Source organism: Pseudomonas sp. FP2196 (assembly GCF_030687715.1).
In the GTDB taxonomy this organism is placed as follows: domain Bacteria; phylum Pseudomonadota; class Gammaproteobacteria; order Pseudomonadales; family Pseudomonadaceae; genus Aquipseudomonas.
The window spans coordinates 3,045,910-3,058,728 of sequence record NZ_CP117445.1 but is presented as its reverse complement, the minus strand read 5'-3'; the positions used below and the strand labels follow the sequence as shown (position 1 = coordinate 3,058,728).

Below are 12,819 nucleotides of genomic sequence, written 5' to 3'. Positions count from 1 at the left end.
GAACAACAACAAAGAACGAGCGATGCCATGCGTAAAATCGATGCTTCAGCCCTGATCGACGGGGCCCGTTTCAATGCCTTTCATGCGCGAGTGCTGTTCTGGTGCGCTTTGATCATCATCTTTGATGGCTACGACCTGGTGATCTACGGTGTGGTGCTACCGTCCTTAATGGCCGAGTGGGATCTGACTGCGTTGCAGGCTGGCGCACTCGGTAGTTGTGCACTTGTCGGGATGATGCTGGGCGCACTGTTTTTCGGTTCGCTCTCGGACAGGATTGGCCGACGCAAAACCATCATGATGTGTGTGTTGCTGTTCAGTGGCGTAACAGCGCTGAACGGCTTTGCCTCCACGCCCGAAACCTTTGCGGTATGTCGCTTCATTGCCGGATTGGGAATAGGTGGGGTCATGCCGAATGTCGTTGCCCTGATGAATGAGTACGCGCCTCGTCAATCACGCAGTACGCTGGTCGCCATCATGTTCAGTGGATACTCGCTGGGCGGGATGCTTTCGGCAGGACTCGGCATGATCTTCATCCCCTTGTGGGGATGGCAAGCGGTGTTCTATGTCGCATTGATTCCATTGTTGCTGACGCCGTTGCTGATCAAGCAACTGCCAGAGTCAATGGATTTTCTTCTGCGCAGCGGGCAACTCGAACGGGCCAGATTTTTGCTCGCCAAGGCGACGCCTGCCTATGCGCCTGAACCCGATGACCTACTGATCCATAACGTTTCGCAGGGAACGAAAGCCTCGATGGGAGAACTGTTTCGTGATGGGCGAACGATCAGTACCCTCGCTTTGTGGGTAGCGTTTTTCTGCTGCCTGTTAATGGTTTACGCATTGAGTTCCTGGTTGCCCAAGATCATGAGCAGCGCTGGATACGGGCTCAATTCAAGCCTGGCGTTTCTGTTTGTGCTCAACACGGGAGCTATCGTAGGCGCCATCGGTGGCGGATGGCTGGGTGATCGAGTCGGTATCGCCAAAGTGCTGTTGTTTTTCTTTTCCTGCGGAGCATTGTCCTTGAGTCTGTTGGCCGTGAAGGCTCCCTTGATGATGCTCTACTTGCTCATCGCGATTGCCGGAGCCTGCACAATCGGCACTCAGATTCTGGCGAACGCCTGCGCTGTTCAATATTACCCGCCACATGTCCGTTCCACCGGTTTGGGGTGGGCGATGGGGATAGGCCGCATAGGCGCAATCATCGGGCCCGTGCTTGGCGGTGTATTACACGGATCAAGCTTGCCACTGCAGGCCAGTTTCCTGGTATTTGCCGTTCCGGGAGTCATTGGTGCAGCGGCTATCCTGATATTTCTCAAGCGTCGAACGGTGCAGTCGCACGAAGAAGCCAGGTTACAACCCAGTGAATAAGCATCGGGCCCGGTTCGCGCCGAGCCTAATGAGCGCTGTCCGGATGATTGCCAGGTTCATCGTCGGTGGAGGGCAGCCGCCAACGGTAGTGCAATGACGCCAGCCGCAGCAGGGTGCATCCTGCTGCGGTCAGCCACGAGGCCATCACGGAATCGGCGCCGTTGTAACTCAGCAAAACCTCTACTCCTGCGCCAGCCAACGCGGCAGACGCGTAGATTTCCCGCTGCAGAATGCTGGGCACGCGTGACAGCAGAATATCCCTGAGCACGCCGCCACCGACGGCGCTAACCATCCCCAGTAATATCGCGACCTCAGCACCGGCGTGGACGGCCAGTGCCTTTTTCGCGCCGGCCACTGCAAACAGTCCCAGGCCAATGGAATCGAACAGTTGCACGGGGGATTTCATTCGACACACCATCGGGTAAGCACACACCACCCACGCTGAAGCGAGCAGCGACACGATCAGGTAGCGCCAACTCGACAGCCCGGCCGGCGGCAGTGTGCCGAGACACAGATCCCGCAGAATCCCGCCACCACAGGCAACGATGAACGTGATGGTGGCAATGCCAAACAGATCAAGGCGCTGCTGCCGTGCGGCAATGGCACCGCTCACGCCAAATGCAAACGTGCCGAGCAGATCGATGACGGTGTAGATCAGGTGGGTGTCCATGCTTAGCTACTCAGCGTTGCCGAACCAGGCGAATGCTGCGCAAAGCATCGATTCGAGCCCAGTGCGCAATGTCGGGTGCAGCAAAGGCGCGAACTGCGGCGAGTGATTGCTCGGGATGCTGTTGATGTTTCCCGTGGCTTTGGCCTGTTCGTAGATCTGCGGGTCTGTGCAACCCACGAACCAGAACACGTAGGGCACCTTCCACGCACGGCCGAATACACTGAAATCCTCACTCGCAGCGGCCGGTGCCGTTTCATACGCTCTGTCGCCAAACCAGGCGCCAAACGCATCCGCCAATCGGCTCGAAGCGTGCGCATCATTGACCGTCAACGGATAGCGGTTGATGGTGGTGATCTCGGGATCGCGCGGCGCATTGGAGGCCGAGCATTCAGCGCAGCAAATGCGTTTGATCGCGCCCAGCATGTGCTCGCGTACGTCTTCGTCGTAAGTGCGCATGTTGAGTTTCAACGTGGCGTTGTCCGGGATGATGTTTTCCTTGGTGCCCGCTTGCAGCGAGCCAACCGTCAGCACGGCCTGATCGAGCGGGGAAATTTCTCTCGACACAATGGTCTGCAGGCGCAGCACCGTGGATGCCGCCATGATCACCGGATCAACCGACGTTTGCGGCTGAGAGCCATGAGCTCCGCGCCCGAACATCTTGATTTTCAGGCTGTCACCGGCCGAAAGGATGGTGCCGCTGCGGTGACCCACAGTGCCGGCTGCCCCCACCATGACATGCTGACCCAGAATGATGTCCGGCTTGGGGAAGAGATCGAGCATGCCGTCGTCAATCATGTTTTGAGCGCCGACACCCACTTCTTCGCCCGGCTGGAAAACAGCCAAAAGCGTCCCGCTCCAAGTGCTGCGATTCTCGGACAGAACCCGAGCCACTCCCATCAGCCAGGTGACATGCATGTCGTGCCCGCAAGAATGGCAGACGGAAACCTCTACGCCGTCTTCGTCGCGGGTGACCACATCGCTCGCATAGGGCAGGCCTGTAGCCTCGGCCATAGGCAATGCGTCCATGTCAGCGCGCAGCATGACCACCGGACCGTCACCGTTACGCAACACACCGACAACACCGGTCACGCCGATTTCGCGCGTCACCTCGTACCCATAACGCTCCAGGTAGTCGGCGGCGATTTTCGCGGTGCGATACTCGTACATCGAGAGTTCGGGATGACGGTGCAAGTCCTTGTAGACGTCCTCCAGTTCAGGCAATAAGGCATCAAGATCCGGAATCAACTTTTTCAGGGACGACATGGGGTACTCCTTATGTAAAAGAGGGCAGCAAAAAGAGGGGAGAGAGGCGGTGTCAGGAAGGCGGAAGCAGGCTTTCCATCAGTTTTGAAAGCAGACTATCCAGTGCCGCGCGCTCTTTGGGCGAGAGCGCAGACACCAGTTGATCTTCAAGTTCGGAGCCGACGACAGTGGAGTCGTCAGCGATCTGCGAACCCGCGGCAGTGGTACGCAAACCAACACTGCGGCGGTCGACCGGGTGAGGGGAGCGCGATATGAGATCACGCGATTCGAGCAGTGCCAAAGTCTTGGAGAGCAGCGTCTTTTCCAGCAAGGCCCGTGCTGACACCTCCTTTGGGGTGATATCAGGGCACGCCTGAATCAAGCGCAGAACCCGCAAACCACGGACATCCAGATCCCAGTGCTGAAGGTAGACGGCATTCGCCCGTTCCATCAGCAGGGCGCTGGCCATATCAAGCTTGAAATTCAGAAAGTCGGAATACATGGCGGGCTCCAGTCGTATGGCTGAAGTATAGAGATATAGTTGAATTATTCAACTATATTTTCAGTGGCTGGATACTGCGGTGTGGAGGTCAAGCGTGAGTATCAGTCGCCGGACAGTGCATAACGCTGTCCGGCGCAGGGTTGAAGTCCTGTCACTTGATCAGCGGCACACCACTGAGCGATTGCAGATCTTCAAAGCTGATATCGGCCAGAATCTCCCTGACCTGTAAGCCTTTGGGCGTAACGTCCAGAATGGCCAAGTCGGTATAAATCCGGGTAACGCAACCGATGCCGGTCAGCGGGTAGGTGCATTGCGGCACCAATTTGCTTTCGCCCGTCTTGGTCAGGTGTTCCATCATGACGAACACTTGGCGTGCGCCAGTCGCGAGGTCCATGGCGCCGCCCACTGCCGGAATCGAACCCTCAGCACCGGTGTGCCAGTTGGCCAGATCACCATTGACCGAAACCTGAAAAGCACCCAGTACGGCAATATCGATGTGTCCACCACGCATCATCGAAAAGGAGTCGGCGTGATGAAAAAAGGCACCACCGGCGAGCAGTGTTACGTGTTGCTTGCCAGCGTTGATCAGATCATCGTCTTCCTCGCCCGGCGCAGGACTCGGACCCATGCCCAACACACCGTTTTCACTGTGCAGGAACACTTCCTTGTCACCCAGATAATTGGCCACCAGCGTGGGCACGCCGATGCCGAGGTTCACGTAAGAGCCTTCAAGGATATCGTCGGCCACACGCTGGGCCATTTCGCTACGCGAGAGTTTGTTCATAACAGTCATGGCGGGCCTCAGTTGACGTTGGCTTTCGGAAGACGGGCGAACGGCACAGCGACCACGCGCTGAACGAAAATCCCCGGTGTGACAATGTGCTCGGGGTCTAGCTCGCCCAACTCGACGATCTGGTTGACCTGAGCGATGGCCGTTGTCGCCGCCATGGCCATGATCGGTCCGAAATTGCGCGCGGCCTTGCGATAGGTGAGGTTGCCCCAGCGATCACCTTTTTCTGCTTTGATCAATGCCACATCGGCGCGCAACGGCATTTCCAGCACGTAGTTGCGACCGTCGATCACCCGGGTCTCCTTGCCTTCTGCCAGTAACGTGCCGTAGCCGGTTGGCGAATAGAACGCCCCGATTCCAGAACCGGCCGCGCGAATGCGTTCAGCCAGGTTGCCCTGCGGGACGACTTCAAGCTGTACCTTTCCTGCAAGGTAGAGTTCGTCGAATACATAAGAATCGGATTGGCGCGGAAACGAACAGATAACTTTGGCAACTCGCCCAGCCTTGAGTAAGGCAGCAAGACCGATTTCACCATTGCCGGCATTGTTGCTGATGATGGTCAGGTCACGGGCACCCGAGGCGATAACACCATCCACAAGCTCAGATGGCATGCCGGCGGTACCAAAACCACCGACCATGATGGTCGAGCCATCGGCTATTCCGTCCAGTGCAGCCGCGACGGATTCAAACGTTTTGTTGATCAAGGCGTTCTCCTGTTATTCATCTTGATTGAACAGACCAATCAGCATGCGAACCGCAGGGCTGGCCGCGCCTGCAGCGATATGCGTAGCGTGCCAAACAATGAGTAAAGGAGGGTGTCCGAGGAGGCGATGTCGTGCGATTAGCGAACGCAACCGTGAGTGATAGACGGGTAAAAAGGCACGGCAAAAAAACACCCGGACAGGCATCATCATTCATCTGACTGACGATGCCTATTGGGGTGTTTAGCGGGTGTATCAGTTGGACTTGGCGGTACCTTTCAATTTCGCGACTTGCGTCGCCAGTACGTCCATCAAATCAGGGGACAAGCAGTCGTAAGGTTCGAGACCTATTGATTGCAGACGTGCGCGGATCGCCTTCATGTCCTCGGGTGGCGTGCCGGTCTCGATAATGGACGAAACGAAGGCGGCGAACCCGGGAGCAGACCAACCGGTTTGCGGGGACAATTCGGTATGAACGAAGTCCAGACCATAAAACGCGTGATCCTTGTTCTCGATACGTCCGTACAGGTGTGCATGACACGCCTTGCAGGCATGGCGCTGAATAACCGCCGTATCGTCAACGATAGCGAGCTTCTGCGCGTTTGCGGTGACGCTGACATTCGCCCGTGGCACGACCGCGATCACGGCGAATTTGGCACCCTCCGGTTTCCAGCATTTACTGCAACCACAAGCGTGGTTATGAAGTGTCTGAGCATCGATGGCAATTTCGACTTTATCGGTTGGGCACAGGCATTGCAGCGTGCCTCCGGCAAAGTTCGTGGCGGCAGGGGATAGACCGCTATCCAGGGAAGGATGAAGTTTTATCTCGGTCACAAGGTATCTCCAGATCGATAACGAGCATGGGAAGGCGACAGGGCCTTGCGGCCCTGAGCCTTACTTCAGTACTTGATGACAGTGCGGATCGACTTGCCTTCATGCATCAGGTCGAACGCTTCATTGATGCGCTCCAATGGCATGGTGTGCGTCACGAAAGGCGCGAGCTCGATTTCACCTTTCATCGCGTCCTCAACCATTTTTGGCAACTGAGTACGACCTTTGACGCCGCCGAAAGCGGAGCCTTTCCAGGTACGCCCGGTGACTAGCTGGAACGGACGGGTCGAAATTTCCTGCCCGGCACCTGCTACACCGATGACGATCGATTGGCCCCAGCCACGGTGTGCACTTTCCAGCGCGGCGCGCATGACATGCACGTTACCGATGCATTCGAACGAGTGGTCGACACCCCATCCGGTCGCTTCGATGATGACTTGCTGGATAGGCTTATCGTGATCCTTCGGGTTGATGCAGTCAGTGGCGCCGAAAGACCGGGCGAGCTCAAATTTGCCAGGGTTGGTGTCGACGGCAATGATGCGTCCGGCTTTGGCCTGACGCGCGCCTTGAATCACGGCGAGCCCGATACCACCGAGTCCGAATACCGCGACGGTGTCTCCCGGTTGCACCTTGGCCGTGTTGTGCACTGCACCAATGCCGGTGGTGACGCCGCAGCCAAGCAGGCATACATGCTCATGGTTGGCCTGCGGATTGATCTTTGCGACGGATACTTCAGCCACCACGGTGTACTCGCTGAACGTCGAGCAACCCATGTAGTGGTATAGCGGTTGACCATTGTAGGAAAACCGAGTGGTGCCATCCGGCATCACGCCTTTGCCTTGTGTTTCACGGACGGCGACGCACAGGTTGGTTTTGCCAGACTTGCAGAACAGGCACTCGCCACATTCGGCGGTATACAGTGGAATGACATGATCACCGGGCTTGAGGCTGGTAACGCCTTCACCGACCTCAACGACCACGCCTGCACCTTCGTGCCCTAACACAACAGGAAACAGACCCTCGGGATCATCGCCCGACAGCGTGAACGCATCGGTATGGCACACACCGGTGTCGGTAATCTTGATCAGCACTTCGCCAGCGCGTGGCGGCGCAACGTCGATCTCGACAATTTGAAGCGGCTTGCCGGGTTCAAATGCAACTGCAGCACGGGATTTCATAAAGCTTTATCTCCAAGTGGTAATACTTTCAGGCCGAGGCGTTGGTCTGGATCGAAGAGGCTTGCAGGCGATGGCATGAGCTCAGTACCCACTACTGACCCTATTCATCGATGAGTTTTTGCCAAGCGGGGCGAAAGCAGCCGGAACGTCTCCATCAGCACTATTTGTAGTGCAACGGAGTATCCGGACAAGGGCGTCAATCGCGGGAATCGGGTTACCGGAAAGCTTAGGCGTTCATCAGAAAAACAAACATGCCCGTTCTGTTTGGTGACTACGGTCGGTTTGTTTCTAATCAACTGAGCGCTGACGGCTCACGCAGGTAGACGCTCAATCGGTCTGGTGATTTGCCGCTCTCAGCGGGTGGGCCAACAGGTCAGCCAGTTGATGAGTAAAGCGCTGAAGCGTGACCTCGTTTCGCGTAAAAAAACGCACAGGACCTATTCTGTGTTCCTCGATCAATTCGGCCTTCTTGAGCAATGACAAGTGCTGGGAGACCGTCGATTGTGCCAGCCCGCAACGCAGGGCAATCTGGCCAGCGCACACGCCGAATTCGCGACCGTAGGCTTGCTGAGGGAAATACCGAATCGCGTCTTTCAGCCAGCCAAGTATCTTTCGTCTCAGCGGGTGTGCGATCGCGTGCAGGATCATTTGAGGGGAAGGGGACGGCGTAGCGAACATCGCTTGCTGATCAGCATTGGACATGTCTGATCCTCGATTTCATAGCGCTGGCAAGCCTCATGTCGAGGCCTGCACAGACAGTGGAGACGACATCAGACTGGCATCAGTCGAGCAGGTCGGCAATGGATTCGGCGGCAATCTGATAGGAGCGGCAACGTGCGGCGGGGTCATGAATCCTCGCATCGATGATCACTTCATCCGCCTGGGTGGTAGCGATGAACTGGCGCAGCCAACTGCCGACATCGTCCATGTCACCCGCTGCGGTGCAAGACATGGCTTGGGCAAGGTTCTGTCGATCATAGGAGGATATCCGTTCCATGTAGCCTTCTTCCGGACGCGGTAATGGGCCCGCCTTGCCTGCGTATAAATTGCAGACCCATTGCCGGTGAGAGCTCGCGATGAAGTCAGCCTCGGCCCGGGAGGGGGCCGCGAAGACATTTGCCCCCGCGATGACATAGGGGCGCTGCAAGGCGGCTGACGGGCGGAACGTGCTGCGGTAATGGGTAATCGCTTCCATGAGAAAACGCGGGGCAAAATGTGAAGCGAATGCGTATGGCAGCCCCAGTTTTGCCGCGAGGTCAGCACTGTTGATACTGGAGCCCAGCAGCCAGAGCGGGGTGTCGTGTTGGCCCGGGATTGCCCGCACCGACTGTTTGCCGTTGTCCGCCAGATAGTCCTGGACTTGTCGGAGATCTTGCGCGAAGTCGCGTTCGGAGGCATCACCGCGCAGTGCCCGAATTGCCGGCCCGGCAGATCCCGGTGCTCTGCCAATGCCAAGATCGATACGCCCCGCAAATAACGTTTCCAACGTTCCGAACTGCTCCGCAACTATGAGAGGAGAGTGATTGGGCAGCATGATCCCGCCAGAGCCCACACGCAGCTCACGCGTTGCCGCAGCCAGATGCTGAATCAGCAGGGTGGTTGCCGAGGATGCGATACCCGGCAGGTCGTGATGCTCGGCGATCCAGTAGCGTTTATAACCGTGAGCTTCCACGTGTTGCGCCAGCGCAACCGCATCATCAAGGGTGTCAGCGAAGGTTTTGCCTTCGCCAATCATCATCAGATCCAGTACAGAGAGGGCTGTCATTGCAGGCTCCATTTCAATTCGGGTTCACAAGGCAATGCGGTCTTACTTCAATGGGAAGTTCGCCCATTGCGGATGGGCTTCAAGGCGTCGATCAATATCGCGCAGCGTTGCGAGGCATCGCTGGAGTTTCAGGTAGATATCACCACCATAATCCCAGCCGAGCACGCCAATGCTGCCGGTGTAGCCAATGCGATTCAGCGCTGCGATCAACGCGAAGTTGTCCATCTCGCCACGATCGACCGGTTCCATCGTGGCGACGCCGCCCCAGCCCAGTTGTGAAAGCGCGCTACCGGACGTCACCACTTGCATAAGCCATGGCTTCATTGCCAATAGGCGTGCTTCAAGCGCTCCCTCCTGGCTGGCGTACCAGTGATAACCGTTGAACGAGGCACCCAGGCGCGGGTGAGCAAACAGTTCGCAGATCTGCACGACTTGTTCGGTGGTCTGGGTCACATGATGCAGATGGGGATACAACGCGATTCGCAGTCCACGCTGCTCGGCAATGGGCAGCAGCGACTCGATGAAGCCAAGAATGGCTTGAGCACCATTGACGCTGGTTTGTATCGCCAGCTCGATGAGTTCGACACCTTCGACCGTTCCAACGATTCGCCGTATCAGATTGTCGTTACGCCCCTCGTGTAGCACCAGATAAAGCCCCTCGACGTGCAAGCCGTGGGTTTCCCTGACACGAGGTAATAAAGTGAGATCGGTCAGCGGTGTACCACTCCAGGCCGCGACAGTGATGCCGTCATAACCCAGTTCGGCCAACATTTCGCACTGCGTTTGAAAGGCGTAAACGCCCATCGATGAGTAGAAAAATGAATCGAGTGCATGGATACGATGAGCCATGATTTATCTCCTGGGCTCAGCGCGGTGAGTCGGTTAGAACGGACCATTCGGGATGGACCGCCAACCGGTGTTCCATGGAGCGAAACGCAGTGACCGAACGGCGCAGGTTGCCATAGACGTCACCGCCCATACTCTCCCAGCCCAGAACGCCAAAGCGTCCGTCGAAACCACGACGTTCAAGGGCGCCCAACAACACGAAGTTGTCCATTTCCCCTTCATCGAGCGGTTCGATGGTCGCCAGGCCGCCCCATCCCAGTGGCGAGCGCCGGGTGCCGGCAATATTGACCTGTTTCAGCCAGGGCCAAACCGCATCAAGACGCTGTTCAAGAGCCTGCTCCTGCATCGCATACCAGTGATAACCGTTGAAAACTATATTGAGTAGCGGGTGGTTGAACTCTTCGCACAGTGCCACGGCTTCGGCGGTTGTCTGCATGCCGTAGCGCGCGTGGGGATAAAGATTTATCTCAAGGCCTCGACGCTCGCAGATCGGCAGCAGACGCTCAAGCATTCTGCGGTCAGCATCGGTGACTTCGTCGCCTGAATGCAGGGCCAGCTCAATCGTGGTGCAGCCCTCAATGGTTTCGAAGATGTTGGTTACAAACGATTCCAGACCTTGGCGATAGATCACGTAGATGGCACCTACGTCCAGGCCCCAAGTGGGTTTGACCTGGGCAATCGACTGCAAGTCTTTACTCCAGGCAGACATCGTCATGCCTTGGTAGCCGAGTTCGGCGAGCATTTCGCACTGTGCTGCCAACGGGTAAGTGCCCAATGCGGTCTGAAAGATGAAATCCATGTGATGAAGAGGGCGATTCATGAGCGGGCCTGCATGGGTGAGGGTTCGACCGGAAGTGATGCACTGGGGAAGTGTGGGAGGAGGTATTCGCCCAGCTCATCGATGACTTCCGAGGCATGACGTCGCTGAGGTTTGAAGTGCAGGGCAACGTGACCGACGCCCTGATCCTGTTGACGCTTCCAATGCTCGATCAATGCGTTGCGACCGGCACGCAGCACCCGACCCGCCTGCAGCGGACAGTTCGGGTCGCGGTCCAGATCAAACAGGGTGCCGTAGCCGTAGGGCTTGTAAATCCCCTGGCCACAAACCGTGCGCCAGCGTTCGATGATTTGCGGAATCAGGATCGGATTGGAGATATACGAGAGAATGCCGTCGGTGTTTTCGCCAATCCACTCCAGCGACTGGCCGGCCTGACCCACAATAATGGTCGGCATACGTGGGCTGACAGGCTTGGGAATGAGGTCGATATCACCGTTCAACTGGCCATAAAACTCAGAGGCATGCACTGGCCAGTGGGTTTCGGTTGCAGCGCGGATGATCGCCAGCGCATCACGGAAACGCTCGGCGCGATTGTTGAAATCAAGCCCGAAAGCAGGGTATTCCACCGGACGGTCGCCGGTGGCCAGGCCGAGGATAAATCGTCCCCCTAGCAACTGATCGATGCTCGCAGCCTGTTTGGCAACGATCAATGGATCGCGCAAAGGGAGAACGATGCCCGCGGTACCGATGGTGATATTACGGGTCACGCCAGCAAGGAATCCGGCGTACACCAGAGGGTCAAGAATCTGCCCCACATCACCGAAGTTCGGGTCGTAGAACGGTACATCACGAAGCCAGATGGCAGAAAAACCGGCCTCATCGACCCGGCGAGCCAACTGTGCATGGTCTTGCAGAGTCGGGCCCGGACTGTCGGGGTAACTTTCCAAGGGGGCGATGAAGCCAAACGTTAGATGGCCGGGCTGAAAAACCCGCGCATAACCGCGGTGCTGTTGCAGATCCGGCGCACTTGTATAGCGGGAGGACATGATTCGAGGGCTCTTCTGTAATCGGAGACGGCAGTGACTTCGCTACGTGCTAGGCCTTGGGTGAAATCACAATTTCGGTGACTATAGGTTGTATGATGTGGAAGAAAAACAGGATGCAGTTCCGAACTTTTATGAATAAAACGCTCAAATAGACCGGAGTCGTCATGGACCATTTTGGAGCGCTCGGCGCGTTCGTTCAGGCCGCGCAAACGCGCAGCTTTACCGAGGCTGGACGAAGGATTGGCGTGTCATCGTCAGCGGTCAGCAAGGCCGTGGCGCGCTTGGAGGAAGAACTCGGCGTCAGGTTGTTTCACCGCTCCACGCGCGCAATCACGCTGACCTCCGAGGGCAGTGTGTTCCTTGAACGTTGTCACCGTATTTTTGCGGAATATGAGGTCGCCAAACGGGAGATCACCGAGGCCGCTGGTAAACCCCAGGGCAAATTGCGTCTGGGCTTGCCCCAATTGGGCATGCGTTTGATGCCTCACTTGATTGCGTTTCAGCAGGCCTATCCCGACGTAGAGCTGGAGCTTGAATTCAGTGATCGATTGGTTAACGTCATCGAGGAGGGTTTTGACGCGGTGATGCGTATCGGTGAAGTCGAGGACTCGCGCCTGACAATGCGCAAGCTCAATGGCTACAGTCATCGGCTCGTCGCATCGCCTGACTACCTTGCAACTCGTGGAACGCCTGCACGGCCGTCAGATCTGGCCGGTCATTCCTGCCTGCGTTACCGGTATCCAACCAGTGGCAAACTCGACCCTTGGCCGCTGCTAACAAAAAAGGGTCAGGACAACTATGAACCCGGGCAGTCGGCGACTGCCAATGCGATAGAGCCGCTCATGGCGATGGCTGAGGCTGGATTGGGAATCGCGTGCCTGCCGGATTTTTTTGTCGAAGATGCCATCACCGATGGAAGATTGGTTCCGCTTCTGGATCGCTACATGAGCGATCACCGCACGTTCAGCATTCTTTGGCCATCGAGTCGCCACCCTCTGCCGAAAATAAAAGCGTTCGTCAGCTTTATGACTGAGCGACTGGCGTGATGTGCCACCGTTGACCACAACGCAAAACGCCGATGCACTGGATTGCTCCAGTGCATCGG

14 protein-coding genes are annotated in these 12,819 nt (G+C 57.0%); 2 read left to right on the top strand and 12 right to left on the bottom strand.

Going from position 1 to position 12,819, the window contains the following annotated elements:
• The first annotated feature begins 27 nt into the window (after window positions 1-27).
• Window positions 28-1,365: an aromatic acid/H+ symport family MFS transporter gene (locus tag PSH79_RS13735; protein ID WP_305443960.1), complete on the top strand. Its 1,338-nt coding sequence runs from the start codon at window positions 28-30 to the stop codon at window positions 1,363-1,365.
• Window positions 1,366-1,390: 25 nt separating this feature from the next.
• On the opposite strand, the gene PSH79_RS13730 is transcribed toward PSH79_RS13735, so the two are convergent.
• The 12 genes from PSH79_RS13730 to PSH79_RS13675 all read right to left on the bottom strand — a co-directional run bounded on the left by PSH79_RS13730 (window position 1,391) and on the right by PSH79_RS13675 (window position 11,714).
• Entirely contained in the window at window positions 1,391-2,035 is a 645-nt protein-coding gene (locus tag PSH79_RS13730; protein WP_305443727.1) for a trimeric intracellular cation channel family protein, read from the bottom strand.
• 6 nt (window positions 2,036-2,041) lie between these two features.
• Entirely contained in the window at window positions 2,042-3,298 is a 1,257-nt protein-coding gene (locus PSH79_RS13725) for a M20 family metallopeptidase (RefSeq protein ID WP_305443726.1), read from the bottom strand.
• 52 nt (window positions 3,299-3,350) lie between these two features.
• The gene (locus PSH79_RS13720; RefSeq protein ID WP_305443724.1) at window positions 3,351-3,779 is read right to left on the bottom strand and encodes a MarR family winged helix-turn-helix transcriptional regulator; all 429 of its coding nucleotides are present in this window, start codon (window positions 3,777-3,779) and stop codon (window positions 3,351-3,353) included.
• A gap of 151 nt (window positions 3,780-3,930) precedes the next feature.
• Window positions 3,931-4,572, bottom strand: a complete 642-nt coding sequence (locus PSH79_RS13715; RefSeq protein WP_305443722.1) for a 3-oxoacid CoA-transferase subunit B — start codon at window positions 4,570-4,572, stop codon at window positions 3,931-3,933.
• 8 nt (window positions 4,573-4,580) lie between these two features.
• Window positions 4,581-5,273: a 3-oxoacid CoA-transferase subunit A gene (locus tag PSH79_RS13710; RefSeq protein ID WP_305443720.1), complete on the bottom strand. Its 693-nt coding sequence runs from the start codon at window positions 5,271-5,273 to the stop codon at window positions 4,581-4,583.
• A 252-nt stretch (window positions 5,274-5,525) separates the two neighbouring features.
• Entirely contained in the window at window positions 5,526-6,104 is a 579-nt protein-coding gene (gfa, locus tag PSH79_RS13705; RefSeq protein ID WP_305443718.1) for an S-(hydroxymethyl)glutathione synthase, read from the bottom strand.
• A 65-nt stretch (window positions 6,105-6,169) separates the two neighbouring features.
• Window positions 6,170-7,279, bottom strand: a complete 1,110-nt coding sequence (locus PSH79_RS13700; protein WP_007910335.1) for an S-(hydroxymethyl)glutathione dehydrogenase/class III alcohol dehydrogenase — start codon at window positions 7,277-7,279, stop codon at window positions 6,170-6,172.
• A gap of 327 nt (window positions 7,280-7,606) precedes the next feature.
• Window positions 7,607-7,981, bottom strand: coding sequence for a helix-turn-helix transcriptional regulator (locus PSH79_RS13695; protein ID WP_305443716.1), 375 nt, complete (start codon window positions 7,979-7,981; stop codon window positions 7,607-7,609).
• Between the two features lie 79 nt (window positions 7,982-8,060).
• Window positions 8,061-9,044, bottom strand: coding sequence for an LLM class flavin-dependent oxidoreductase (locus PSH79_RS13690; protein ID WP_305443714.1), 984 nt, complete (start codon window positions 9,042-9,044; stop codon window positions 8,061-8,063).
• 42 nt (window positions 9,045-9,086) lie between these two features.
• Window positions 9,087-9,893, bottom strand: a complete 807-nt coding sequence (locus PSH79_RS13685) for a sugar phosphate isomerase/epimerase (protein WP_305443712.1) — start codon at window positions 9,891-9,893, stop codon at window positions 9,087-9,089.
• A 16-nt stretch (window positions 9,894-9,909) separates the two neighbouring features.
• Window positions 9,910-10,710, bottom strand: coding sequence for a sugar phosphate isomerase/epimerase (locus tag PSH79_RS13680; protein ID WP_305443710.1), 801 nt, complete (start codon window positions 10,708-10,710; stop codon window positions 9,910-9,912).
• Window positions 10,707-11,714 carry an LLM class oxidoreductase gene (locus PSH79_RS13675; RefSeq protein WP_305443709.1) on the bottom strand — a complete coding sequence of 336 codons (1,008 nt, stop codon included), beginning with the start codon at window positions 11,712-11,714 and terminating at the stop codon, window positions 10,707-10,709. The genes PSH79_RS13680 and PSH79_RS13675 overlap by 4 nt, the downstream gene beginning before the upstream one ends.
• A gap of 164 nt (window positions 11,715-11,878) precedes the next feature.
• Here PSH79_RS13675 and PSH79_RS13670 point away from each other — a divergent pair, with 164 nt between their 5' ends.
• Window positions 11,879-12,760: a LysR family transcriptional regulator gene (locus PSH79_RS13670; RefSeq protein WP_305443708.1), complete on the top strand. Its 882-nt coding sequence runs from the start codon at window positions 11,879-11,881 to the stop codon at window positions 12,758-12,760.
• Window positions 12,761-12,819: the final 59 nt, after the last annotated feature.

Coding starts and splice junctions, on each gene's coding strand:
- PSH79_RS13700 (WP_007910335.1), bottom strand. CDS start 7,279: ATGAAATCCCGTGCTGCAGTTGCATTTGAACCCGGCAAGCCGCTTCAA.
- PSH79_RS13675 (WP_305443709.1), bottom strand. CDS start 11,714: ATGTCCTCCCGCTATACAAGTGCGCCGGATCTGCAACAGCACCGCGGT.
- PSH79_RS13735 (WP_305443960.1), top strand. CDS start 28: ATGCGTAAAATCGATGCTTCAGCCCTGATCGACGGGGCCCGTTTCAAT.
- PSH79_RS13725 (WP_305443726.1), bottom strand. CDS start 3,298: ATGTCGTCCCTGAAAAAGTTGATTCCGGATCTTGATGCCTTATTGCCT.
- PSH79_RS13730 (WP_305443727.1), bottom strand. CDS start 2,035: ATGGACACCCACCTGATCTACACCGTCATCGATCTGCTCGGCACGTTT.
- PSH79_RS13690 (WP_305443714.1), bottom strand. CDS start 9,044: ATGACAGCCCTCTCTGTACTGGATCTGATGATGATTGGCGAAGGCAAA.
- PSH79_RS13720 (WP_305443724.1), bottom strand. CDS start 3,779: ATGTATTCCGACTTTCTGAATTTCAAGCTTGATATGGCCAGCGCCCTG.
- PSH79_RS13715 (WP_305443722.1), bottom strand. CDS start 4,572: ATGACTGTTATGAACAAACTCTCGCGTAGCGAAATGGCCCAGCGTGTG.
- PSH79_RS13670 (WP_305443708.1), top strand. CDS start 11,879: ATGGACCATTTTGGAGCGCTCGGCGCGTTCGTTCAGGCCGCGCAAACG.
- PSH79_RS13685 (WP_305443712.1), bottom strand. CDS start 9,893: ATGGCTCATCGTATCCATGCACTCGATTCATTTTTCTACTCATCGATG.
- PSH79_RS13680 (WP_305443710.1), bottom strand. CDS start 10,710: ATGAATCGCCCTCTTCATCACATGGATTTCATCTTTCAGACCGCATTG.
- PSH79_RS13695 (WP_305443716.1), bottom strand. CDS start 7,981: ATGTCCAATGCTGATCAGCAAGCGATGTTCGCTACGCCGTCCCCTTCC.